This window comes from Bacteroides sp. UBA939 (assembly GCF_002293435.1).
Taxonomy (GTDB): Bacteria; Bacteroidota; Bacteroidia; order Bacteroidales; family Bacteroidaceae; genus Bacteroides.
In genome coordinates, this window is sequence record NZ_DBDF01000154.1 from 1 (window position 1) to 25,409 (window position 25,409).

Annotated in this window: 20 protein-coding genes and 1 CRISPR repeat array; of the genes, 6 read left to right on the forward strand and 14 right to left on the reverse strand. The window is 42.0% G+C overall.

Annotated features, from left to right (window positions below):
- The first annotated feature begins 56 nt into the window (after nt 1-56).
- Nucleotides 57-1,399: direct repeats of the CRISPR family, unit length 37 nt; unit sequence CTCGTGTTTGTACTTCCAATAGAATAAGGATTAAGAC.
- Between the two features lie 716 nt (nt 1,400-2,115).
- Nucleotides 2,116-2,601 carry a hypothetical protein gene (locus B2Z67_RS09575; protein ID WP_291529600.1) on the reverse strand — a complete coding sequence of 162 codons (486 nt, stop codon included), beginning with the start codon at nt 2,599-2,601 and terminating at the stop codon, nt 2,116-2,118.
- A gap of 600 nt (nt 2,602-3,201) precedes the next feature.
- Here B2Z67_RS09575 and B2Z67_RS09580 point away from each other — a divergent pair.
- Nucleotides 3,202-3,600 carry a DUF2809 domain-containing protein gene (locus tag B2Z67_RS09580; RefSeq protein WP_291529601.1) on the forward strand — a complete coding sequence of 133 codons (399 nt, stop codon included), beginning with the start codon at nt 3,202-3,204 and terminating at the stop codon, nt 3,598-3,600.
- A gap of 346 nt (nt 3,601-3,946) precedes the next feature.
- On the opposite strand, the gene B2Z67_RS09585 is transcribed toward B2Z67_RS09580, so the two are convergent.
- From B2Z67_RS09585 to B2Z67_RS09610, 6 genes are all read right to left on the reverse strand, one after another.
- On the reverse strand, nt 3,947-5,152 hold the full coding sequence (locus B2Z67_RS09585; protein WP_291529602.1) for an ABC transporter permease: 1,206 nt from the start codon (nt 5,150-5,152) through the stop codon (nt 3,947-3,949).
- A gap of 80 nt (nt 5,153-5,232) precedes the next feature.
- On the reverse strand, nt 5,233-5,877 hold the full coding sequence (locus tag B2Z67_RS09590; protein WP_291529603.1) for an ATP-binding cassette domain-containing protein: 645 nt from the start codon (nt 5,875-5,877) through the stop codon (nt 5,233-5,235).
- 202 nt (nt 5,878-6,079) lie between these two features.
- Nucleotides 6,080-7,624 carry a DUF4836 family protein gene (locus B2Z67_RS09595; RefSeq protein ID WP_291529604.1) on the reverse strand — a complete coding sequence of 515 codons (1,545 nt, stop codon included), beginning with the start codon at nt 7,622-7,624 and terminating at the stop codon, nt 6,080-6,082.
- A gap of 29 nt (nt 7,625-7,653) precedes the next feature.
- A complete protein-coding gene (locus B2Z67_RS09600; protein WP_291529605.1) occupies nt 7,654-8,352 on the reverse strand; it encodes a 16S rRNA (uracil(1498)-N(3))-methyltransferase in 699 nt (232 codons plus the stop codon).
- A 3-nt stretch (nt 8,353-8,355) separates the two neighbouring features.
- Nucleotides 8,356-8,958, reverse strand: coding sequence for a bifunctional nuclease family protein (locus B2Z67_RS09605; RefSeq protein ID WP_291529606.1), 603 nt, complete (start codon nt 8,956-8,958; stop codon nt 8,356-8,358).
- A 37-nt stretch (nt 8,959-8,995) separates the two neighbouring features.
- On the reverse strand, nt 8,996-10,267 hold the full coding sequence (locus B2Z67_RS09610) for a nucleoside permease (protein ID WP_291529607.1): 1,272 nt from the start codon (nt 10,265-10,267) through the stop codon (nt 8,996-8,998).
- 636 nt (nt 10,268-10,903) lie between these two features.
- On the opposite strand from B2Z67_RS09610, the gene B2Z67_RS09615 reads away from it, so the two are divergent.
- The 3 genes from B2Z67_RS09615 to B2Z67_RS09625 all read left to right on the forward strand — a co-directional run bounded on the left by B2Z67_RS09615 (nt 10,904) and on the right by B2Z67_RS09625 (nt 14,462).
- Nucleotides 10,904-13,723: a glycoside hydrolase gene (locus B2Z67_RS09615; RefSeq protein WP_291529608.1), complete on the forward strand. Its 2,820-nt coding sequence runs from the start codon at nt 10,904-10,906 to the stop codon at nt 13,721-13,723.
- Between the two features lie 87 nt (nt 13,724-13,810).
- On the forward strand, nt 13,811-14,131 hold the full coding sequence (locus tag B2Z67_RS09620) for a type II toxin-antitoxin system RelE/ParE family toxin (protein WP_291529609.1): 321 nt from the start codon (nt 13,811-13,813) through the stop codon (nt 14,129-14,131).
- 7 nt (nt 14,132-14,138) lie between these two features.
- The gene (locus tag B2Z67_RS09625; RefSeq protein ID WP_291529610.1) at nt 14,139-14,462 is read left to right on the forward strand and encodes a HigA family addiction module antitoxin; all 324 of its coding nucleotides are present in this window, start codon (nt 14,139-14,141) and stop codon (nt 14,460-14,462) included.
- An 18-nt stretch (nt 14,463-14,480) separates the two neighbouring features.
- Here B2Z67_RS09625 and B2Z67_RS09630 read toward each other — a convergent pair whose 3' ends face one another.
- The 5 genes from B2Z67_RS09630 to B2Z67_RS09650 all read right to left on the reverse strand — a co-directional run bounded on the left by B2Z67_RS09630 (nt 14,481) and on the right by B2Z67_RS09650 (nt 20,918).
- Nucleotides 14,481-15,662 carry a class I SAM-dependent rRNA methyltransferase gene (locus B2Z67_RS09630; RefSeq protein ID WP_291529611.1) on the reverse strand — a complete coding sequence of 394 codons (1,182 nt, stop codon included), beginning with the start codon at nt 15,660-15,662 and terminating at the stop codon, nt 14,481-14,483.
- Between the two features lies 1 nt (nt 15,663).
- Nucleotides 15,664-16,341 (reverse strand): 3'-5' exonuclease, encoded by a 678-nt coding sequence (locus B2Z67_RS09635; protein ID WP_291529612.1) that lies wholly within the window; start codon nt 16,339-16,341, stop codon nt 15,664-15,666.
- A gap of 11 nt (nt 16,342-16,352) precedes the next feature.
- Complete coding sequence (locus tag B2Z67_RS09640; protein ID WP_291529613.1) at nt 16,353-16,964, reverse strand: DUF5063 domain-containing protein; 612 nt, start codon at nt 16,962-16,964, stop codon at nt 16,353-16,355.
- Nucleotides 16,965-17,213: 249 nt separating this feature from the next.
- Entirely contained in the window at nt 17,214-19,304 is a 2,091-nt protein-coding gene (locus B2Z67_RS09645; RefSeq protein WP_291529614.1) for a BT4734/BF3469 family protein, read from the reverse strand.
- 48 nt (nt 19,305-19,352) lie between these two features.
- Nucleotides 19,353-20,918 carry an RNA-binding domain-containing protein gene (locus tag B2Z67_RS09650; protein WP_291529615.1) on the reverse strand — a complete coding sequence of 522 codons (1,566 nt, stop codon included), beginning with the start codon at nt 20,916-20,918 and terminating at the stop codon, nt 19,353-19,355.
- Between the two features lie 275 nt (nt 20,919-21,193).
- Here B2Z67_RS09650 and B2Z67_RS09655 point away from each other — a divergent pair, with 275 nt between their 5' ends.
- Nucleotides 21,194-22,396, forward strand: a complete 1,203-nt coding sequence (locus tag B2Z67_RS09655) for an ATP-binding protein (protein WP_291529616.1) — start codon at nt 21,194-21,196, stop codon at nt 22,394-22,396.
- A gap of 435 nt (nt 22,397-22,831) precedes the next feature.
- Here B2Z67_RS09655 and B2Z67_RS09660 read toward each other — a convergent pair whose 3' ends face one another.
- Entirely contained in the window at nt 22,832-23,107 is a 276-nt protein-coding gene (locus tag B2Z67_RS09660) for a hypothetical protein (RefSeq protein WP_291529617.1), read from the reverse strand.
- Between the two features lie 467 nt (nt 23,108-23,574).
- On the opposite strand from B2Z67_RS09660, the gene B2Z67_RS09665 reads away from it, so the two are divergent.
- Nucleotides 23,575-24,642, forward strand: coding sequence for a Fic family protein (locus B2Z67_RS09665; protein WP_291529618.1), 1,068 nt, complete (start codon nt 23,575-23,577; stop codon nt 24,640-24,642).
- 193 nt (nt 24,643-24,835) lie between these two features.
- Here B2Z67_RS09665 and B2Z67_RS09670 read toward each other — a convergent pair whose 3' ends face one another.
- Entirely contained in the window at nt 24,836-25,231 is a 396-nt protein-coding gene (locus B2Z67_RS09670) for a hypothetical protein (protein WP_291529619.1), read from the reverse strand.
- Nucleotides 25,232-25,409: the final 178 nt, after the last annotated feature.

A 25,409-nucleotide genomic window follows, 5' to 3' on the forward strand; every position in this document is an offset into this window, starting at 1 on the left:
ATAGAATAAGGATTAAGACGCTTGTCGGAAAACTCAAACCTATAATCATTCGATGACTCGTGTTTGTACTTCCAATAGAATAAGGATTAAGACTATAAACGCACTTTTTCGAATCGTTCTTCAACTCCATCTCGTGTTTGTACTTCCAATAGAATAAGGATTAAGACAACTCGGTAGGGTTACTGGGGAACACAAATCCCTGCTCGTGTTTGTACTTCCAATAGAATAAGGATTAAGACACCCTGATTTTGTTGAGCGCCGCTTATCGCTGACTCGTGTTTGTACTTCCAATAGAATAAGGATTAAGACATCCGTTTCTCTTTACCATCTGCCAGGCGAGGCGCATCTCGTGTTTGTACTTCCAATAGAATAAGGATTAAGACTTTGGTAGTTACTTACATAACCTTTTGCTATTTGCCTCGTGTTTGTACTTCCAATAGAATAAGGATTAAGACGATATCATCAAATTTAAAAGTGTAAAATGTAGCATCTCGTGTTTGTACTTCCAATAGAATAAGGATTAAGACTAACCATCTCTCTGTTATCCTTCAATACTTGTTTTGTCTCGTGTTTGTACTTCCAATAGAATAAGGATTAAGACACACTGCTTTAAGATTTCTTTCGTTTTCATTCTCGTGTTTGTACTTCCAATAGAATAAGGATTAAGACGCTTTAGGGGCGATTTTCTCAACCGTCTTTGTAACCTCGTGTTTGTACTTCCAATAGAATAAGGATTAAGACTGGAATTTGATATTCAATAATATCTTTACTATCATATCTCGTGTTTGTACTTCCAATAGAATAAGGATTAAGACATAAATATTGTGACTCCATATTGCATGATTTGATCAAACTCGTGTTTGTACTTCCAATAGAATAAGGATTAAGACCCATTTTAGACCTTTATATCCCTCATATTTTGTCTCGTGTTTGTACTTCCAATAGAATAAGGATTAAGACCTCTGAATTTTTTTCAAAACCCTGTCTAATGACGGCTCGTGTTTGTACTTCCAATAGAATAAGGATTAAGACATAATCTAAAATATCCTGTGTCATTTCAATACGAATAACTCGTGTTTGTACTTCCAATAGAATAAGGATTAAGACCTGTCAAAGATGTGTTGAAGCCCAGTAATACATTCAACTCGTGTTTGTACTTCCAATAGAATAAGGATTAAGACCCCGTTGTTTGTGCCTGCAAGGTTGCCAAATTTAACTCGTGTTTGTACTTCCAATAGAATAAGGATTAAGACCAGTAGCACATCATCCCTGTCGAAGACTTCAACTACACCTCGTGTTTGTACTTCCAATAGAATAAGGATTAAGACAGCAATCTTGTAGCCATGCGTATGTTTCACAAATCTCGTGTTTGCACTTCCAATAGAATAAGGATTAAGACCCAAACGCCCACCCGCCAAGTTCAACCTTCATTGCCTCGTGTTTGCCCTTCCATTAAAATAAGGTTCAGCACATAACGAAATCGTATCTGTCATAGTGACAAATTGTATTTTTAGTCGTCTGAGAATGCGATATTTCCGCCCGAAGGCAAGGGCGGTTGGAAATACGGAAGTAAAAATCCGTATCTGCTTGACGGATAGTGAGATATCGAAATATATACATCTCTAAAAAAATGCGGAAGACTTCTTTCAGGAGGATTATTAATAGCTTATTCTTACCGGATATGTGTGGCTTTTGTACGGGATATATGTCGTTCGAGCACGAGATATATGCGGTTTACGCACCACATATATATGGTTCACGCACGGCATATATGCGGTTCACGCACCGGATATATGCGGTTCGCGTACGGCATATTGCTGTTCGCGCACCGCATATTATGGTGACTGCAAGATAAGACATTTATTGCATAAATTCCGTATATCAATCGCAATTCATGCAGAATACATGTATATATATTCAGATTGTTGTACTTGTAGTTTCTATTTCCCCTTTTTTAGTAGAAAGGCGTGTTAGGAGAATGGCGCTTTGACTATCTTTTTGTGTGGTAATCTTTTCTAATAATTGCATATTGCTAATTCGATATACTCTGTCATATACTTAAAGAAGAAGGATTAAGACTTTGAATATCGGAGGCATTTGTGATAAACCGGCGCATCAATACACCTTTCTCAACCACTCCGCAAGAAAATAATCATATACCCTGTACGAACCTCTTTCTTGAGTCACCCAACCACTCTTCAATAAGGGTTTGACGGCAGACTGAACAGAGCTTGTCGACGACAAATTATATTTCTTGATGAATGCCGACGAAGTGATGCCGCTCGCCTCGCCTTCCTTGGCGATAGCTTGGAGTATCAACTTCTGTTTTGGGGCAAGGCGCGAAAGTAAATCCTTGTAGCTTTCTTCTTGCGTCCGGATGATGTTGTCCCAGGCCATTTGTAACTTGTCTATGCCGCAAAGTTCATCGTGGGCTGTCAGGGCAAAAAGCTCGTTCATCATCATTTGGACAAACCATGTGCAACCCTCGAATTGATAATAAACTTTCTCCACGAGAGCGATTTCTACATGCTTGCCGCATTCCTCGAACATACGGATAGCAAAATCGGTATAAGCTTTCACCGGTATCGGTTCCAATCCCATACTGATGGCACTTTGATAAAAGGGTTTGGAGGAAGAATTAAACATATTGCTCATCACATGCCGCAGGCTGCCGGAAAAGATGAATAGCGTCTGCTTGCATCGCTGGATTTGTTATACGATTCACGGAGTATNNCTTTAACTACAGTATGAATAATGTAGGATAAGAGGTAAATAAGAAAAGCTTGAACCAAAACCACTGAGAAATGGCATGATAATATCTACTACACCTTGTAAATCGGTAGCTTTTTGAGGGAGAAGAGCTTGAAAATTCAAGGGTATGGAATAAGTGACTTATTCTAAAAAAAAGTGTAACTATAAGATAATCAGCAAGATATGTGATATGTGTAGTGTAGGTAAAGATATTGCATACACTCCAAAAAAGTTGCTGCCACCACTGCTCTAATGCCGATGAACAGGGAGATACAGCATGCGAGTGCAAGTATGTAAGTAACTATGTGAATTCATGGGATACGCGTGCGTACGCGCGCGAGTTGTAGATGTGTACGTACGTGCGCATGTGTGCGAGTTATGTTTTGCAATAGCAGCAAATACCAATTATATTTTCTACTTTTGCACTTCATCAACCCAAATGTGATAGATATGAAATACAAACGTTGGATTTATATGGCAGTTACTTGCATGATTATCATGTTAGGGCTTGCTTCCCGAAGATATGGTGATGTGTTGCCTGAATTTATAGCAGCATATTCCGGCGATACGCTTTGGGCGGCTATGGTGTATTTCGGACTACGCTTTCTTTTCCCTAATCTATCTATACCCAAGACTTTGGTAATCTCCTTGCTGTTTTCGTATTGTATAGAAGCCAGCCAGTTGTATCAGGCCGATTGGGCGAATGAGGTGCGAAGCACTAAGCTTGGAGCATTAATCTTTGGACATGGATTCCTGTGGACGGATTTGATATGCTATACAGTTGGAGTATTGCTATCTGCTGCTGTAGATTACTGTGTTTCATCTTCTCATACCCCTCCACAGTCTTAGAAACTGTTTTGATTTTCCTTTTTAAGATTTTTATCAGCTTCTTTTGAGTTTGTTTTCGGTCTGTTTTCCTCTTTTTACTCGTCACATAGCCCGCTATGCTCCTCATAGAAACAGAAAAACATCCTCAAAAACAACTCTCAAAATAATACTGAGCAAAATCAAAACAGTTTCTTTGCTCCTTTGAAATTTGCCTCGTGATACGAAAGCAATTCGTCTCGTGAGACGAGAAAATCCGTCTCACGAGACGAATATTTTCGTCCCACGGGATGGATTTTTTCGTCTCACGAGACGAATTATTTCATCTCACGAGATGGATTTTCTCATTTCATCGCGAAATAAAAGCAGCTTATTTATTCCCCTTCCAAATGGAGATTACCTTTCTTCGTATCAATAGAATATTCAGGATGGATACGGTGATGAACAATATACCTCCGGCAAGGATGCACGGCAAGAGAGAACCTGTTTCCAGTTGCGGGAAAAGAGTTTGCAGAGTATGAGTATAGTAAGCTCTTAACCATGTTACACCGCAGATGGAAAGGAACAGTACAAGCAGGTTCAGTCCCACGGTTAATACATGATAGGGTAGGGCTACTTTAACAGGGCTGTAACCTATGAGCAGCAAATTTTCCAGCTTTACCGTATTCTTCTGTAATAGCAGGAATACACTCAGCATCAGGATATAGAAAGAAAGAATGCTGATGAATAAGCCTACGCCTGATACAATTGCGGTGATGAGGCGCAGGAAGTAAGTTGTTTTCCCGGCGTCCAGATTGTTTCCTTCGACTTCATAATTCTTTTGTTGGAAGTACCGGGTGATGGCTGTGTCGGTGGGGTTGTTAACTTCTACTATTAGCCGGGCGGGGGTTGCCTCCTTTTCGGGAGCGAAAGTGTTGTTAGCCCAGTCCATAAATGATTGCGGAACGAGAATGGTATTCAGACGGTTGGAGAAACCGACAATGTTTCCTTTATATTGCTCCACACGTCCGTTGCCTCGCATGACAATGTCCATTTGTATCAGACTCATCAATCCTTCCGATAATTTGGGCAAGTTGCGGCTTTGCGCAAAGCCGAAATTATACAGGTTGAGGTAGTTTCGCGGAATGATGATAGGTATGACGCGCGTATTCTCGTCGAAATGCCATTTGTCCAGATTCACATCGACGAAAGCATTGGGTACGGATTCAAAAAACATATCTGTCGAGATACGGATGCCTGCCTGTTGCATCCCCAATCCTGCGGATACTTTGAAAAGGGTAGGAGTGAAAGCGCCTATGCTACGGGTGAACGGTTGGCTTTCCAGTTCATTAATCTCCTCTTTGGAGAAAGTATTGTTTTGTCCGGCAAGACTGCCGAGCGCGCTGATTTTTTTTGTAGCAATGATATAATCCTTTTTCATGAAACTGTCTCCCTGCGTGAAGACGGGAAGTACATCTTTGTAGAATTGTACGCTCAGCAATACAATCAGCATACCGAAAAGGTTGGCAAGGAAAAATCCGCTTAACTGTCCGATACTAATATGTTGACGGAGAAGTTTCCAAACAAGTCTGTTCATTGTCTTATGTTATAGTTAAATTTTGAACTTCGCACATTATACTTTATACTTCGCACTTTATACTTCGCACTTTGCGCGATTTACAGTTTCAGCACCTTATTATATTCCAATTCAAGATGTTTCCCGATAGAAGTAACAATTACTCCCGCTCCTTGGCGTCCGGCTTCTTCCGTCAGGACTTGTCCTATGAGTGCACCGTTGTCATCATCCAGATGGCTGACTGGTTCGTCCAGAAAGATAAAATCGAACGGTTGGCAAAGGGTGCGTATGAAAGCTACACGTTGTTGTTGGCCGAAAGATAACTTTCCGGCTTTCTCGTTCACTTTTTCAGCAATACCGAGAGTTTCAAAGAGGGCGAGGATTTCTTTTCTCTTCTTATGATGGGTGAGCCGGTTCTTCAACAGGATATTTTCTATAGCCGTCAGTTCGGGGAAAATGCGCAACTCCTGAAACATGATACTTAGTGAATGTTTCCTCAATTCCACCCACTCGTTTACGGAAAACGAACGGATGTTCCGTTCATCGAAGTTTATGATACCCTGATAGTCACGGCGGTATCCGTAAATGTAACTGCATAAGGAGGATTTGCCTGTACCGGAAGCGGCTTCAATCAGATACCGTTCTCCTTTTCTAAGTACAAGGTCTTGGTGCCATACTCCGGATGTAATGGCGTCACGATCGGCAAACACTTGGGGAAGTGTTTGCCGTAAATGAATGATTTCCATTAGTAATGGGATTAGCTTGTATTGTTCACTGTGAGTTAGGTGTATCAAAAGATATTTTTCATCCGCAGATGACACAGATTGCGCGGATTTGTTTAAATCCTAATCTGTGTTATCCGTGTTATCTGCGGATGAAAGATATCTTTTGATATACCTTCTAACGAAGTGATAACTTCTTTAATTCTTACAGTGTGAATAATGCAGATTAGACGCCTGCAAACTGTTTGATGAAGTCTACAATTTGTTTCAGTGCATTCACGTTTTTGTCTTTCAGGTGAATGATCATTTCCGCATTAGAATTTGTACCGATAGCTTCCATATAGGATACCTTGTCAGCCAGATTAAGAGCCGTAGCGTATTGCGCACCGCCGTATTCTGCCAACATTTTCACTACCGGCAATGCAAGGATGGCTTCTACGTTGATGGCACATGCACTACTTTTGCCTTTCATGTTTGATGCATATTGGGTATCGTTAGCTGATGGGTCGGCGGATTCGTCTATGTTCTTATATAACGCTTCGTCATTTGTGATATACAAATTATTACCGTGTACGCCAAAGAATACATTCATCATGCGGGATTTGTAAACATACTCATTCTCTCCCAGTTGCACGATGTCTTCACTGCGTTTTAGTCCCAGTTCATTCTTTTTCTCGTACAGCATTTGTACAGGCGTAGCGCTCTTTACGTTGGCACAAGCCAGGAATGTAACGCCATTCATGGTAATGTTCGTTAAGCCTATTGTGATATCTTTCTGAAATGCACCAAACAAATTTTTTACTTCATCAGTTGCGATAGCGGGGAGATTCTTCCGGAATTCTTCATTCTCCACCAGTAGATTATAGAATTCTTCTCCATTGACACCCATGCTGCCAAGCATCAGGGTGGACTGGGGGAAGTGTTTCAGATATGTATTTTCTATCGGACAAATGGCCTTTGTTTGTTTGTCGAATAAGGCTTTCAATTCAGGATTTTCAACGGAGTTCTCATATTTTATTGTGATTTTGCCCTTATCAAATGAAATGCTTCCAAGTAATTTCAGGTCTTTCATGTCGATGTCTTTAGACACTCCGTAAATCTGATTTACATCTGCACCGGGCAGGCTTGCCAAAGAGAAGAATGTGTTCATATCTCCACCCATCTTTTGCATCTTCTTGAAAGCCGCTGTTGAAGCAACGCTGTTGTCATAGGTCTGTTTCAGCAGTCCGGGAATGCTTTCTTTGATTTTTTCAAGTTGCGTAGCGCCTTTGTATTCAATTAGCATGAATACGAAGGGATTATATGCCAGAATCGTCCGGTTGTTCATCAGCGTAAACTGATAGCCGTCGCCGCTTGCCACGGCTTGGCAGAGCTTCTCGTCTTCCAGAGTTTTCAAGAGCGTGTTCAAGTCATTTTCATCGCTTACTTTGGCTACTAAGCTGGTATAAGGGAATGTCTCGGAATTGAAAACATACAATGGTTCAGTTACGTCAATTCCCGATTTCTTCGGATCCTTCAATATCATCTCTATCTGTTGGAATGTAGCGGCACTCATGCCGTTTTGCAAAGCATCTACCAATTTCTGTTTGGCTTCTTCATTCTCCTTGTCTTTAAGGCCGCCCTTTTCCGCCAGCGACTTCAGGTTGATACTTGCTACCACGGTAGCGTCTGCTGGAATAACATTGATATATTCCGACTTTTTGGAACATGCACTGACTGCGACTGCCAATATGGCTATCAGCGCTAAACGGGAAAACATACTTCTTTTCATACTTGTTTTGTTTTAGAATGATTATTAATCTATTGATTTTGCAAGTTTATAATATGACAGGCTACCAGTGCAGCGGTCTCTGTACGTAGTCTCGACTTCCCGAGACTGATAGGAGTAAAACCGTTCTCTTCCGCCATTTGCACTTCCTCTTCACTGAAATCTCCTTCCGGGCCTATCAGGACTAATGCGTCTTCACCTTTTCGGAGAATGTCTTTTAGCAGAGGCTTTTCACCTTCGTAGCAGTGGGCTATGAATTTCTGCCCCTTAAAAGGTTGTGCTATGAATTTGCTGAAGTCCGTCATTTCATTCAGTTGAGGCATACGAGCCTTGAGCGACTGTTTAATGGCGGATACCAGTATCTTGCTGATACGTTCTGTTTTGATAACTTTCCGTTCGGAGAAACGGCAGTTCAGGAACGAGAGTTCGTCAAAACCTATTTCAGCAGCTTTTTCTGCGAACCATTCCGTGCGATCCATATTTTTGGTAGGAGCCATGGCTATATGCAGATGCCCTTTCCATAAAGGTTCCCGGTAAATGGTTTCTAAGATATTCACCATGCAACGTTTATGGGTAGCGGCGCTGATTTCAGCGTTATAGAAATAGCCTTTGCCGTCGGTCAGCATAATCCGGTCGCCGTTAGTTAACCGGAGTACACGGATGCAATGTTGCGCTTCCTCTTCAGGAAGTTCGGCGCGGGTTTGTATGTCGGGTGTATAGAATACGTGCATCGTTTATTGTTGTTTCCTTCGTCTGGCTATTTCATCCCTGATATAAACGGCGCGTTCGTAGTTTTCACTGGCTATGGCTTCCTGTAAAGCCTTTTGCAGTACATCCAGAGTGTCTTCGTGAAGAAATTCATCCGTATGTGGAGCGGCGTCTTCTCCCATTGGAGCAATGCTTCTTTTCTGACTTTCCGCTTCGGTTTTAAGTTGTTCTGCTTCCAGTATTTCTTCATAAGTGAAAATGGGGGCTTCCATTCGCATGGCCATTGCAACTGCGTCTGATGTACGGGCATCCATGCGGATAACGGTCTCTTCTACTTTCAGGTAAATATAGGAATAGAATACACCATCTTCTACCTTATATATAAGTGTACGCAGCATCTTCACTCCCAGTATTTCCAGACACGATGCAAAAAGGTTGTGTGTCAATGGTTGCGGCGGAATAATACCTTTCAGGCTGGTCAGTATGGTCTGTGCTTCTGTTGTACCGACAATAGCTGAGAACTGGCGAGTTCCGTCCGCTTCTCCCAATACCACGGCATAGGCTCCTGCTTCTTTCTGAATTTTGATGACATCTAATACTTTCAGTTCTATCTTTTCTTTTTTATCCATATTTTTTTAAGTAGTAAGTAGTAAGTAGTAAGTGGTGCTATTGTTTATTCATCTTTTCCGGGTGGTGCTTGTACTTGAAGACGAACGCAAACACGATTGCAACAATCAATGCATAGCCGGCGAATACAAACCAGGAGGATTGCCACTGTGTTACCTGTGGCATACTACTTTTGAAATCAACGAAGTAATCTACAACGACTTGTGCACCTAATGTACCGATGGTTGCGCCGAATCCGTTTGTCATTATTACAAACAGTCCTTGTGCGCTGGAGCGGATACTCTTATCCGTTTCTTTATCAACAAACAAGGAACCGGAAATATTGAAGAAATCGAATGCAACGCCATAAACAATCATTGAAAGGACGAACATCCATACACCGCTGCCGGGGTTACCTGTCCCGAACAGTCCGAAGCGAAGTACCCAGGCGAACATGGCAATCAGCATTACTTGTTTGATGCCGAAACGTTTCAGGAAGAAAGGTATCAGCAGGATACATAATGTTTCGGATACTTGTGAAAGGGAAATCAGGATATTGGCATGTTGCACGCCGAATGTATTGGCATATTCGGGTATTGAACCGAAGCTACTGATGTATGGATTGGCAAAACCGTTGGTTATTTGCAGGGAAACGCCCAGTAACATGGAGAAGATGAAAAAGATGGCCATCTTCTTTTGTTTGAATAGAGTAAAGGCGCGTAGTCCGAGTGCTTCCACCAGCGATTTGTTTTGTCCGGCTTTGCTGACAGGGCAATTCGGCAGCGTCAGTGCATAAGCGCCGTAAACCACACCGATAGCGGCGCAAGCAAAGAATTGTCCGTACGTGTTTTGCAGACCCAGCAGGTCGACTATCCACATGGAACTGATGAAACCGATAGTTCCGAAGATACGGATGGGTGGGAATGTTTTAACGGTATCCAGTCCGGCTTTATCCAAAACGGTATATGCAACTGAATTGGACAGGGCGAGCGTAGGCATATAGAAAGCGACGCTTAAGGAGTAGAAGGTAAAGAGGGTACTGAATTCTACTTCTGTTCCGGCGGTCATACCGTAATATCCGGCAAGTGCCATGAAAAGGGCGGCCGTGAAGTGGCTGAAACTTAACAGTTTCTGTGCCGGTATCCAGCGGTCGGCAATGATACCCAGTATGGCAGGCATAAATAAAGATACGATGCCTTGCATAGCATAGAATATACCGATATGTGACGCCAAATTAACACTTATCAAATAGCTTCCCATAGATGTCAGATATGCTCCCCATACGGCAAACTGCAGGAAGTTCATAATGATTAAACGAACCTTTATACTCATAATTTATATCTTTATGTGTTTCTCTTTCTTGTTGATAGAGTTGATAGCTTGTGCAAATGTATGAAAATTATTGGAAAGGCCGTTGGAAGAGGTATATAAAAAAGAAGGCTATCTATCCCAGACAGCCAATCTTCATAAACCTTAAATCTAATACCATGAAAAACACGGTGCAAATGTAGTTGTTTTTATGTTGTATAACATATAAATCTTCTATTTTCCTCTCTTATTTAACCTCTTTTAAACCATTATATACTTTTATTGCCATTTATGTGGGCATAAAGGGTTCTTTTTATCATAAATCTATCTCTGCGATTGCATAAATCTTTTCGTTCGACGTATGTCGAATGATTATGCGATATCTGTCGAATAATTATTCGACGGCTGTCGAACGCAAATTCGACAACCATCGAACGCAAAGATTTATGCAAAACGAATATTAGTTCTTAGTGAACAAGGAGCTAAATCTTAGTGAATCAACAATTAGTAATTAGCTTAAAAACGATATAAAGTACAGTTTTTGCTAAGATAGTATTAGCTACTTCTAATCTGCTTGCTTACTTTTGTTCAATGAATTACTAACCATTAACCATTAATCACTGCAAAGCTCCGCTTCGCATCATGTAAATTGAGAAACAAATGAAAAACAGGATTTTATTGATAGTCGCTTTTATATTGGGCGCAACAGTACAAACAACCGCTCAGGATTTCCTTTCTTTGCGTGAGAGAATACAGTTATCCGGAGAATGGCAGAGTTCGTTAGGAACATGCCGCCTTCCCGGTACGACCGATGAAAACCGTTTAGGCGAAAAGAACCGTGATACTTTGGTGACGCATCAGTTGACACGCTTGTATCCTTATAGCGGTAAGGTGACTTATACCCGTGAGATAGATATTCCTGCAACTTTTCGAGGCAAGAAGCTGTTTTTAGTGATGGAGCGTACCAAACCAAGTACGCTGTGGATAGATGGTGACAGTATCGGAAGTTACGGCCATATATACGCTCCCCATCAATATGAACTTCCTCCTTTGACAGCCGGAAAGCATCAGCTGAAAATCAGAATAGATAATTCACCGACTTCAGTTCCCAAAGAAATACAAGGCTCACATGCCTGGACAGACGCTACACAAACCAATTGGAACGGTATTCTGGGAGATTTTTATATAGAAGCAGTACCTTTTTCCTATATTCAATCCGTGCAGGTGTATCCGCAAGTAGATAAGAAACAGGCCTTGGTTTCGGTAGAAGTGATTATGGAAAAGGATGGAAAAGCTACGCTCGACTTTGAAGGATATGCCTGGAATACACCGGAGAAACACATATTGATGCCTCAACACCTCAATGTCCGCTTAAAGAAAGGATTAAATAAGGTTGAGATACCTGTCAATATGGGAAGTAATCCTTTGTTATGGAGCGAATTCCATCCGGCTTTATATCGACTGAATGCCACGCTTCGTGCGGGAAAGAACCGGGATAATCAAACGGTAAATTTCGGAATGCGCGAATTCGGGGTGCAAGGTACGCAGTTTGTGATAAATGGCTACAAGACTTTTCTTCGCGGCAAACATGACGCTTGTGTGTTTCCGCTGACAGGTTACGGGCCAATGGATGTAGCTTCCTGGCAGCGTGTGTTCCGCATCGCAAAACAATATGGCATTAATCATTATCGCTGCCATTCTTTTACCCCACCTCGCGCGGCATTGGAAGCAGCCGATATGGAAGGTATTTATTATCAGATAGAACTTCCTCTGTGGGGGCAGATTAAACAGGAAAATACAATTCTGAATAACTTCCTGAAACGGGAAGGAGACATGCTATTGGAATATTTTGGAAATCACCCTTCGTTTACGATGCTCGGTTTAGGTAATGAGCTGGATGTTGAAATAGGAATCGTCCGTGAATGGCTGAATGATTTCCGCAACCGGGATAACCGTCACCTCTATTGTTACGGTTCCAATAATAACTTGGGTTGGAAAGGTCCTCAAGACGGGGAAGACTTCTTTGTAACCTGTCGTGTAGGCGGTGGAGACGGATATACTACCCATGTTCGCGCCTCTTTTGCTTATGTGGATGCCGAGAAAGGCGGAATACTGAACAATACACGCCCGTCTACCGATAAGGATTATTCCGGAGCCATTGCCGGTTGTCCGCGTCCGGTGGTGGGGCATGAGAACTGCCAGTTTCAGATATATCCCGATTACAGCCAGATTTCCAAATATACCGGCGTACTTTATCCTTATAACCTGGAAATCTTTCGCGACCGTCTGAAAGAGAATCATCTTTCTGCGCAGGCAAAAACGTTTCATCAGGCTACCGGACACTTTTCTATAGAGTGCTATAAGGCAGATATGGAATATGCTTTCCGTACTCCCGGGTTTGGCGGCTTCCAATTGCTCGACTTGCAGGATTACCCCGGACAAGGCTCTGCGTTGGTAGGTGTGTTGGACGCTTTCATGGATAGTAAAGGTATTGTAGACCCGGAAACTTTCTATGGTTTCTGTGCGCCGCTTGTTCCTTTGGCTTTAATGAAAGACCATTGCTGGCTGAATACGCAACAATTGTCTATAGATGTAGCCCTTTCCAATTATGTGGAAGGTGATTGGAACGAGCCTGTCCGCTGGAGTTTGGTTTCGGATGACGGCAGTTGGAAACGTGATGGCCAACTTACGGCTTCAGTTTCCCAGGGTGAAGTGGGGCGTGTAGGGAGCATCGACCTGTCTCTTGCCGAACTTAAAGATGCACAACGCCTGACGCTAACCTTGGCTACCGGTGAGTATCGCAATTACTATCACCTCTGGGTATATCCTGACGCTTCCGTCGAACCGGAAGATGCCGTATATGTTACTTCCCTGCTGAATAATGATTTAAAAAAGAAGTTGGAGAGCGGTGCGTCTGTCCTGTTCATCCCCGAACACGACAGTATTCAGGCACAGAGTGTCGGTGGTATGTTTACTCCTGATTACTGGAACTATTCCATGTTTAAGACTATTTCCGAAAATGCCAAGAGAGAAGTATCCCCCGGTACTCTTTCCATATTGACCGACCCGGCGCATCCTTTACTGAAATACTTTCCCACAGAATCTCATAGTGACTGGCAATGGTGGAGTATCGCTCGTAATTCGCGTCCCATGATACTAAATGCAACGCGTAGTGAATACCGTCCGCTTATACAGGTAGTGGATAATATCGAACGTAATCACAAACTGGGATTAGTGTTTGAATTTGCCGTCGGCAAAGGGAAATTGTTAGTCTGTATGACAAACCTCCAAGCTATTGCCTGCACACCCGAAGGTAATCAGTTCCGTACTTCTTTGTTGCGGTACATAAAATCTGATGCTTTCCGTCCTACGGAACAACTGACTTGGGAAGATTTGAATATACTTTTCCACGCTGATATCAATCAAAGAATGATTATCGGGGTGAAGAATGAGTCGGATTACACAATAGGGAATGATTGAAAACAGCAGCTTTTTAATCTTTTCGTTCACAATTTAGTGAACATATCATTCTAAATATATATCTTTGCAACGAACGAACTACTTATTATGATAGTTACTTTTGATAAAGAATATCTTAGAGAACTTTATATCACCGGTAAATGTAGTGATAAAAAGCATCGCTTTCAGCCGGATGTGATAAAACGATATAAAAGATGTGTTGATACATTAGTTGCTTCCCACAATGTGGAATCCTTGTATAAACATAATTCATTGAATTATGAAGTCTTATCAGGAGATAAGAAAGGATTGTCTTCCGTGCGAGTGACTTCAAAATATCGTATTGAGTTTACTGTTAAGGTAGTAGCAGATACTGAGACTATTGTGAGTGTATGTAATATAATTGAATTGTCTAACCATTATAAATAAGTAAAATATGACTATGGTTGCAAATGAACTCACTCCGTTTTGCCCTACGCATCCCGGTGAGATACTGAAAGATGAAATTGAATATCGTAAAATCTCCCAACGTGCTTTGGCTCGTCAGATGGGAATTGCATATTCACAACTGAATGAAATACTGAACGGTAAACGTCCGGTAAGTGCGGAACTTGCCTTGCTTTTCGAGGCAGCTTTGGGACTTGACCCTGAAATGCTGCTTAATATGCAGACACGCTACAATATGCAAGTAGCACGTGCCGATAAGCATACGCAAGACCGCTGGAATGAAGTGCGCAAATTGTGTGCTTCTTTTCTGTAACTTCCAGGTGTTTATTACTTATTCAACGTATAGCACCAATCCTTTCAGGTACTCTCCTTCCGGATGATAAATACTCACCGGATGGTCTGCTGGCTGCGTCAACTGATGCAGGATGCGAACATTACGTCCCGATATGGCTGCAGCCGTAAATACGGCGGTGCGGAAGTTTTCTTTGCTTACCGCCTGTGAGCAGGAGAATGTGAACAGGATGCCGCCGGGTTTAATTTTCTCAAAGGCTTTCACATTCAGTTTGCGATACCCTTGCAATGCATTACGCAAAGCGTCACGATGCTTGGCGAAGGCAGGCGGGTCGAGGACGATTAAGTCGTATTGGTCGCCCATTCTGTCCAAGTATTTGAAAGCATCTTCGGCAAAAGCGGCATGACGGGTATCGCCGGGGAAGTTTAGTTCTATATTCTTATTGGTAAGGTCGATTGCTTTGGCGGAACTGTCTACGGAATGAACCAGTTTGGCATTGCCCCGCATGGCATACACGGAGAACCCGCCGGTGTAGCAGAACATATTCAATACAGAACGTCCGTTTGAGTAACGTTCCAGTAAAGAACGATTTTCGCGTTGGTCAACGAAGAAGCCCGTTTTTTGTCCTTTCAGCCAGTCAATATGGAATTTTAGATCATATTCCGTAGCTAAATTGTCAGTGCTGCCTCCTTTCAGGAAACCATTCTCCGGATAGAGGTCAGCTTTGAATGGCAGGGTAGTCTCCGATTTATAGTAGATATTTTCAACCTTATCCCCCATTACTTCACCAAGGGCTTCCGCTATTTCCATCCGGTCGAGGTGCATTCCTGCGGAATGTGCTTGCATAACGGCAGTGCGGGCATAGATATCAATAATCAGACCGGGCAAGTTGTCGCCTTCGCCATGTACCAGCCGGTAAGTATTGTTGGAAGGTTTTCCTGCAACACCGATACTGCGGCGCATCTCGTAAGCGATGCAAAGTTTATGTTTCCAGAAGTCACGGTCTATGACCTCGTCCTGACGGAAAGAAAGAACGCGTACGGCAATGCTTCCAATCTGGAAATGGCCTTTGGCAATAAATTCTTTTTTGGATGTATATATTTCAACGACTTCACCTTCTTCCGGTTCGCCGTCGAAGTGAGCGATAGCGCCGGAAAATACCCAAGGGTGGAAACGTTTTAACGACTCTTCTTTACCTGATTTGAGATAAACTTTATACATATTATAGTGGTTGATAGTTGGCATTCGGCATGATAACTTGTATGTCTTCTTCTTTCTCTTCCGGTTTTTCTTCTTCCGGCGCCAATTCATAATTACCGGTGGCTTTTAATTCCTGTAGTTTATTATAGATGTTGAGACATGCCCACGCATCTGTGGCTGCGTACACTTTTTGAGGATCGGTCAGTTCTTCCGCTTCCCAATTGGTGAGGCGTTGTGATTTGGAAATCTTCCTGCCGAACAAGATGCCGTAAATCTTCTGCAAACTTTTGTCTTGAATGCCGAACATGCGAACATACTCCTGCAACTCAATACATGCTTGCTGTTTAAAAGGGGCGCGTCTGTGCAGCATCGCAAAATCATCCCGCAATGAGAGACCGATCTTCGTGATTGACGGATTTTCCAATAATGAAATAATAGGAGGGATCAATCCTGTCAGATTGAGGCGGAACAGAAAACAATCCTTTTCGGAAGATATCTGAAGTAAGGCTACTTTGTACAATTTCCCTTTTGTAAATGACGGGCGCGTTTCGCTGTCAATTCCCAATAAAGAATACCTTTCAAGACTGGCTACTGCTTTTTCTGCTTCCAAGGGGGTGTCTACAACATGTATTTTCCCTGTAAAAGCAGCTTTCGGCATGTTCCTGACAGCCTCCTTATTAATAGTCCTCTTAATAACCATAACTAAAATCTTTATTCATGATGATGGTGCCCGTGAGAATGGCAATCATCATCATGGCAATCGTATCCTTCATCTTCGAAATCTTCGTCGTCCGGATTTTCATCGCCGGACTGGTTATACTTCACGTCGTGAATAGCTCGTAAGGTGTTGACTAAAGTTTGCCCCCAATACTCTTTAAACTGTTCCTGACAGATGACTAAGGAGTCGTTCATCGTTTCGTTTAATCCCAATTGGAAGACAAAAATGAAATTTCTGAGGGCTTGGTAGATGTCTGCCAGGTCTTCGGAGATATTCTTCTTGATAGGTTGGTCGCTGTAAACCATGTCCTGTATAAATACATCCAGATAATCGTCCTTTTCGGCAAGGATACCGGCTATATTGATGCGGAGCACTTCATACGTTTCTTCCGTTACAAAACTTTCGGGCGCTTCGTCGCCAATCATTTTCGTTTCGGGCAGCATGGCTGCTTTGAGGTAAAGTAGCGGAAGTATTTTTAATGAAGTGTCTACAAATATGTCACGTTTCGTCGTCTCCGCCTGTTCTAAGAATTTGCAAAATTCTGCGGCTACGGTGACGAATTCCACTACATTACGGTCGAATATCACTTGACTATCTTTTTTCATACCTGCTTCATATTATTTGAAGCGCAAAGATAGTGTAAACCGGATGCGGAAGCAAATTTATTTGCATTTGTTTCTTCCTGAGAAGTAGATTATGCTTTATCCTGAATTATTCATACTGTAGTAGTTAGAGGAGTTAAAGCCAATACTCCATAAGACATAAGCAGCACTATCGGCTTTAGCTCCTTAACTTCTTAACTCCTAACGAAGTGATAACTTCTTTAACTCCTAATATAGTATGAATAATGCAGGTTATGGAAACTTTATTACGTGATATTCAGTTCCCCGGCTCATTCTCCGGCTGCTTATCCCGAGTTTGCGGAGCGCGCGTCCAAAGTGTGCCACTTTGTTAATAGACAGTCGGTCTTTGGTCTTTTTTTGAAGAAAAGAAAGAATTTCCATAGGTGTCATCCACTCTCCTTCATCTTCGGATAGCGCTGCACGGAAATGGCAGAGGAAAAGCTGTTCCAATGGGCTGGGTTGTTCAAACTCTTGGTTGGTTTGCTTCAGGATGGCTTCGTCCGCATCGTCCAACCAGTAACGTTCTCCTTTTGAGATGGCGCTCATGGCTTGGGCATAGAGTTGGCGGTAGTTGATGGTGACATTGGTATTGATGGGGGCGGTCACTTCGATACAGATGAAACGGCGGCTACCGCTGGGGTCGGTCAGCAAGTCCTTTTGGTTGCTGGTACCGATGAAAGAGGCGTAGCGGCGTATCTCCTGAATGGCGGTTCCGTAAGGTTTTCGCAAGTTGGCTACGGGTTTTTGTAAGAGATGTTTTAGGAAACCTTGTTGGTTGTCACTGATCTGGTCAAATTCGTCGATGTTGATCAGGAAGAAACGGCCTAAACTTCGTTCGGCATCCCGCTTGCTCTTGAAGTCGATGCTGTCCGCGTAGCCGAAGCGCAGTTCGGGCGGTAGGAGGATGCGGCAGAAAGTAGACTTGCGATATCCCTGTGCACCTACCAGCAGGGGAGAAGTACTATTCCCGTGCTGTTTGTCCAATCCGCGCCAGTGGGCTGTCATGCTTAGAAACCAGCGGTAGAAGAGTTCCCGCCAATGCGGATTTTCGCACGGAACGAGGTCGGCCAATGCGCGGATACGGTCTTTGCCATCCCAGCGTCCGGTGTCGTTGAGGTATTCTTCTATGGGGTTATAGAGGGAAATGTAGTCGGAAGTGAGGTAACGTGCTACGTCGCGGTCCCACACGCGAATTCCTTCTTTCAGGGCATTTAGTGCTATGCTGCTTCGTATCCGCTGGTCGGCGGGGCGGAACTGGAAGTGTATGGAGTCGCGCTGGCGGTATTCCAACTCGTCCAACACGGTGTTATAGCGGAACTCGTAGCGGCGTTTCATAAATTCTTCCAAACGGAAGGTGATTTCCTGCTCAACGGTCATGCTGCTGTGGGTGCCGAAACCCGTACATTCACGATAAAGATTGTGCAGGGTTGCGCGTATCACAGGTTCATCCGCTTCACGGTAGTAATGCATCAGGGTTTGCCGGACTACTTCTTCCTCAGGGATACCTGCTTTGTAACAGTGTTCGGCGAGCCGTGCTAACAGCGGGCGCAGGTCGTCGCCACGCTTCCAGTTTTCCAGTCCGTCGAAGGCGCGGTCGAGTGCCGCTTCAAAGAGCATGGAGAATGTGTCCGACGAGGTACATCCGGGTTGCATGCGCAATAGCGGATTGGTTTCCGCCTGTTTTTGTTCCCGGAAGGTTTTTTCGCCCGGCATTGTAAAAGGTTGTTCCAGGCAGAAAGGAACAGCGGTAGGGTTGTAGTAAAGCTGCTCGTCTAATGTCATGCGACAACTTTGGCTGAGCGACGGATCTTTCAGTGTGATGGCGTAGGGCAGCAGGGGCTGGTAACAGTTCACTGCCATACGGTAGGCGTGGGCATGAAACAGGGTCATGTCACTTTCGCGTTCCGGGAGTGAGCCGTCGGGCAAGGCGAACAGCACCCATATCTTGACGCTGCGTCCGCTGCTTCCGCAGAAGGCGGCGAAGGTTTGAGGCAGCAGGGAAGCCTGTTGTTTTACCTGTTCCACTTCAGCGAAACCTGCCAGATGGTTAACTTCAATTTGTACCAGTCCGTTGTAAGTTTTCACCCGGCGTTCCCCTTCCTTGGTGCGGGCGTATTCCGTGGCGGGGTAGATACGGGGTAATTTGTCTATGTCTATATATTGGCTGCCCGTTCCTTGTAGCATTGGGATGAGGTGGCGCAAGGTCGAAATATATGCTGCCTTGTTCTCTATCTTTATTTTTTCTATCAAGGTTTCAATACGAATGGCACTAAAGGTTTCTTTACCGGTTTCACGGTCGGTACGTATAAGGGTAAGTTTCATTGGGTTTATATAATTATGTAGTTTTAGTTCTGCGGAAAAGATACAATATCAACCTTTACGAACTTTCCTGTATTTTTGGTTCTTGCTATTAGGTTTTTCAGGCTCTGTCATTTCTATGAAGCCTATTTTTATCAGTGGTTTTATATATTTTGCGATATGAATGGGATGATAACTATAACCAATGTGTTCAAGAATCTCTCTCGCAGTTCTTGGTATGCTACAGAACTGAATAATGTGCTTTTGAGTACCGTCAAGATTCTTATAAGGAATACATTTATCTCTATCATCCTCAACTCTATCATCAGGAGTCTTCCGAATTTCTTCAATCTTCTTTTCTATCAACTCTTTATCTCTATCATCTCTATCAACAACTCTATCATTGGCAACATTTTCTTCACGTGAAATTGTCACGACAAACTCATTCAACATTTCATCGTTCTTGAATATTATGCTCGGAGTGAATTTCATCGCTCTGGTAATTCCACTTCCTGCTCCTGTATATGGCAAAAGATGGATAGCATGATTGAAGAACAATTTGTTGCGAGGTACAGAAATACCATGCTTTATACTTTCCATATTTACGCCTTCAGGCAACAACCCTGGACTATGTATTTCTATACGATTATCAAAGATGAAGATTCGTAAAGGTGCTTCGATTATATATGAACGGTGCAAGATGCTATTGACAACAATCTCGGATAATGTAGTAGCAGATACTTCCAGCTCTCCTTGGCTATTGAACTCCTTTTCCACTTGAATATGTCGCAAGTTGCGTGTCAGGAATGACATGATGTATTTGTAGAGATGAACAGCATTACCGTCAGCGTCACCTCCACTTTTATCTCGAAATTCTGTGCCACCAATGTTATTACCTACAAAGCTGATACAGCGTACGGTGAATGCAGGAAGCCATCTTTGGGGGTATTTCCCCATTAAAGCTAAGGCTGCAAGAGTTAGTGTACCATCAGTCTGAACTAATCCGAAATTTTTTAAAATCGTATTAAGCGTTTGACCAATTATAGAGGTTATCTCAGACAATGATTTATGGCGTAAATCCGTAATGGATTGTTCTTGCCTCTCAAACTCGTTGTGAAAACGTTTGATGAGATATTCTTTCATAATATCCTCATCAAGATCATTCATACTTGTTCCTTTAACAGGCATACTGTCAGGATGAACTTGTCCGTTCTCCATGAGCATGGCTATGAGTTCTGCATTATCGAACACTTTTCGTTTGTCTGTACCTTGCTTCATCCAGATAATGCCTTTATTGTCCCGATAAGGCTTGTTTAGACCTTGTTTAATGGTTACAACAACAATGACACCACCCTCCATAGGCACATTTTCAATGTCTATCAGAATACTTGGTACAACTCCATCGGAGGCAAGACCGCCTAACATATTGGTTGTTTCCTGTACTTCTTTGAAAGAAAGAGGATTGATTCGACCTGTTTTGTCATCAATACCGATAATAATTATTCCGCCATGAGTGTTACTAAAAGTAACCATCTCACAACTAACATCATATTTGTTGTCACGAGTAATGCGTTCCTTAAATTGGACTCGTGTCTGCTCTGCCGTATCTCGCAGCTTGAGAATCTCTTCCGATGTCATAATTTTGCACATTTAAGCGCAAAGATACTCATTTGTTGGCTTTCCATCGGTACAGGCAGGAGAAAAATGCGTTAAAATCCGGTTATTTGCATAAGGCTATCCTGCTACCTAATTGTGGATTTGAGGTTATTTGAAGCAGAAGTGTTATCTATAAAAAACATTTTTAAAACAAAAACGTATTTTATAGATAACACTTTTATCCTAAAAACGTTCTTTATAAAAAACATTTCTCTATCTTTGCAGCATCGTAACACCCATAATAAATTATCATAAGTATGGAAATAGCAGATGTTTATATCAATTCTACACGTTTGGTTAACTCCATTAGCTTGACTCATATTCGTTATTTATACACTGCGATTGATTGGACGTCGCGAATGATATGTATAAAAGGTGCGCGTGGTGTTGGGAAAACGACACTGATGTTGCAATATATAAAGTCAACGTTTCAGGCAAGTGAAAAAGCTATATACATCTCGTTGGATGATCTTTGGTTTACCGAGCATCGGCTGATTGACTTGGCTGAATATCATTATCTGCATGGCGGTACACATTTATTTGTAGATGAAGTACATCGTTATCCTTATGATAACTGGGCGCAAGAATTAAAGAATATATACGACCGTTATCCGGGTTTTAGTATCATATTCACAGGCTCTTCTTTATTACAAATAGATTTTTCCGTGGCGGATTTATCCCGCAGATGTGTTTTCTATACATTACAAGGCCTGTCGTTCAGGGAATTTCTAAGATTTGAAGGAAAAGGAGATTTTCCCGCTTTTTCATTAGACCAAATTCTAAACAACCATGTCAGTATTAGTACTGATATCGCTTCCCAGACGACTATCATTCCTGCATTTGAAGAATATCTGCGTTATGGATATTATCCTTTTTATAAGGAAACACTTGTTTCTTATCAGCTTCGTTTGCAACAAGTCATTACGACGATATTAGAGAATGATTTGCCCGCAGTTGAAAAAGTAGAATATATCTCTATTAAGAAAATGAAACGTTTGTTGGTTCTTGTTTCTCAAATGGTTCCTTTTACTCCGAATATGACGAAAGTAGGTGAAAGTATTGAAGCGCCCCGGCAATCGGTAATTCGCATGTTCCAAATATTGGAACGGGCTGCATTATTCATTATGCTATATTCCGGGAAAGATAATATACGCCAACTGGTTAAGCCTGAAAAAGTATATTTGGATAATACGAATCTGATGTATGCACTTTCATCTTCTTCGGATATTGGGAATATTCGTGAAACCTTCTTTGCCAATCAGTTAAAGCAAAGGCATGAAATCACCTTCTCCGGACAAGGTGATTTTCGTATTGATGATACTTACACTTTTGAAGTAGGAGGAAAGACTAAAACATTCGAACAAATTAAAGGGATCTCCGATAGCTATTTAGCAATAGATAATGTGGAATATGGAACGGGAAATAGAATTCCTCTTTGGTTATTTGGTTTTTTATATTAGCCTGAGTTTGGTTATTTACCGGATTGAAGTATGGGATTTGCACCAACTACAAAAACATACTCATGTAGACCGGAATATAATCAATGCCATTCTCCCTTTTAAAGTCCTTTGTATATATCAAATACTTATTCATTATGTATAGAAGGATTTGCTTGCGAGAGTAGACCTTTTTAGTTTTCAATAATAAGCAAATTAACTTATAATCATTAAATATAGTAATGATTAAAAAATAACTTGGTACAGATTAAGACGGCACTGATGAGATGCAGTCTCTTTCTTTGATCAAAAACTGTCCCAACTTATTTTTTTACGCTTACATAAGCCTTTTCGCTTATTATTTCGAATATTTGAGAGATTGTTTTTTTGTGCATTCCATTACACTGAAGGAAGCTAATCGACACACTTCAGTAATAGAGTTAATGTAATTTAGATTTGTTATTTATTGCGTATGCGCGTATCTTTAGTTGCATGAATTATACCGAGCATAAAGATAGCCCCAAGAGTTTCCGTTCCCTGACCGGCATGAACCATGCTCAGTTTTCCAGCCTGCTTCCTTTCTTCGAGGCGGCCATGACGATTATTTGTCTGAACACGAGATGAACGGCAAACGCCGTAGCAATCGTCGCAGTTTCTGTATTTACAAGAACAGCCCCTGATGTAACTGAGCGCCTTTTCTTCATCCTTGTGTATCTGAAGAACAATCCTCTTCATGAGCCAGACCGTTTCCGGAAAAATGCACGATAAGAAGATGGCTGATAATATGTACTCCTTTCCTATTCCCTATACCTTGTATCAACTCGTTTGTGGAACGTATATTTGCTACATGTGCTGCTTTGCATAATCTGAGAATTAAAAGTAAACCATGGGCATACAAAAACTAATTTATTGTATATACTATTTTCTGTATAATCGCTATCCATAAATGCAAGCGTAACGAACAAACCTGTATCTGATGTGTACATTTTGAAGCATTCTTCATTTCTTGTCAGAGCCAAGCATGACACAGCTTTTTCATATAAATACATGAAGGATTAATGACGAATTATGAATAAAAAGGAAGAAATATAATTGATTTCTGTGATATTTTTCGGAAAAACATTCAAAAAAGGTGGTACTTCTACAACCTTTTTAGGCACTTTTCGTATCTTTGTATTGTTCGTTGATAAATATAAATCCGTATGAAGTATCTTAATATAAAGAAGGCGCTGGCTGCATGGCAGAATTTGCAGCCGCTGTCGGAGAAGGATAGAGAAAGGCTTAGCCGCCGCTTTACTGTGGACTTCAACTACAACAGTAACCATATTGAAGGTAATATGCTAACTTATGGGCAGACGGAAATATTGCTACTTTTCGGCAAGGTGGTTGGAGAGGCGGATGTGCGTGACGTACAAGAAATGACAGCAAGTAACGTAGGTCTGCGGATGATGACAGAAGAAGCTACAGTGAAAGGAATACCATTGACGCAGAATTTTATCCGAGCATTACATAAGACCATACTGCGCGAGGATTACACTGTATACCATAATCTACCTGGTGGTATACCGACAAGTTACGTGATTCATGCCGGACAGTATAAGACACGGCCTAACAGTGTCATTACACGATATGGAGACAGATTCGAGTATGCCTCACCAGAGGAGACTCCTGGACTGATGAGTGACTTGGTAGACTGGTATAATGCAGCAGAACAAGAGGGGAAACTCTCACCGGTAGAGTTGGCTGCGCTGTTTCACTACCGTTATATACGCATTCATCCTTTCGAGGACGGAAACGGTCGCATTGCCCGACTGATGGTGAATTATATCCTAACTCGCCACAACTATCCGATGATTGTGGTCCGTAGTCGCAAAAAGAGTGAATATCTGGAAGCTTTACATCAGGCTGATCTCGAAGTAGGGCCTATACCGAGTGATGGTGCTCATGCAGATAACAAGAATATCCGTCCCTTTTTGAAATATTTCAATGACTTGGTGACTACAGAAGTGTATAATGATGTACTGTTTGTGAGCGAGAGGGATGAGAATGTGTGGTGGTATGATGGGGAACGGATTGCATTTCGAACGCCAAATTATACAAAGATACTGAATGCTATGCGAACACAGCCGACTTTGACACTTGCGGACATGAAAGAAGAAACGGGCATCAGCGTGACGGCCATTCAGAAGTTATTGGATCAGCTGATTTCCAAGAAGTATGTTGAGCGTGGAGAGAAGGATGGCAGCTGGAGAGTGTTTGTGACACAATAAAGAGTGAGCATGGATGGCTCACCGACAATATATCCGACATCTGCCGTCCACTTATTGTCGGAGACTCCTTTATGATATTCAGTATTTTCAGCTGACGTTCAGTTAGTTTTGTCTCCGATATCGGGTACATTGACTGAAGCAAAAATAATGGTCTGAAACTGTGTAGGTGTTGATTTGAATATGGGTTTCAATATCATTTTCTAAAAAACTTTAAAATTACATTTGCTGTATTCTTTCCAATAACAGAAGAACTATCTACAATAACATTTGGTAATGCTGAAAAAGCAGATTTTATGGCTTCACTTCTTGCTTGTTTTCTACCACTCCCTTTCAATGATTCAACTCCATTCTGTAAATAATAACGAGTCACATATCCTATTCGTAAAGTCAATAAAGCATTTAGTGCTCCGTCAATCGCAGAACCAACAATAAATCCCGGTATTTTAACTTTGCTTAAAAGGCTCATAAAAATATTGCCATCAGGATTGCCGATATCTTCATTTATACTTTCTTCAATCTCTATATCTCCCATATCATGCCCTTGCATTGTATCATTTCCCATTTCCTCAAATAGTGTAATGTTGTCCATATTACTTAATGCTTTGGAGGCATAATATGATATAAATGCTACCGATAATATTCTTACATATTGTTTGAATAACTGTTGTTTAGGGATAGCAAGCAGTTCACCGGTCTGTGCCACTCCCAAGCAAGGGATGTCAACCGGTTGGATTTTGCATTCAACGCATCAATGACCGCTGTGAATG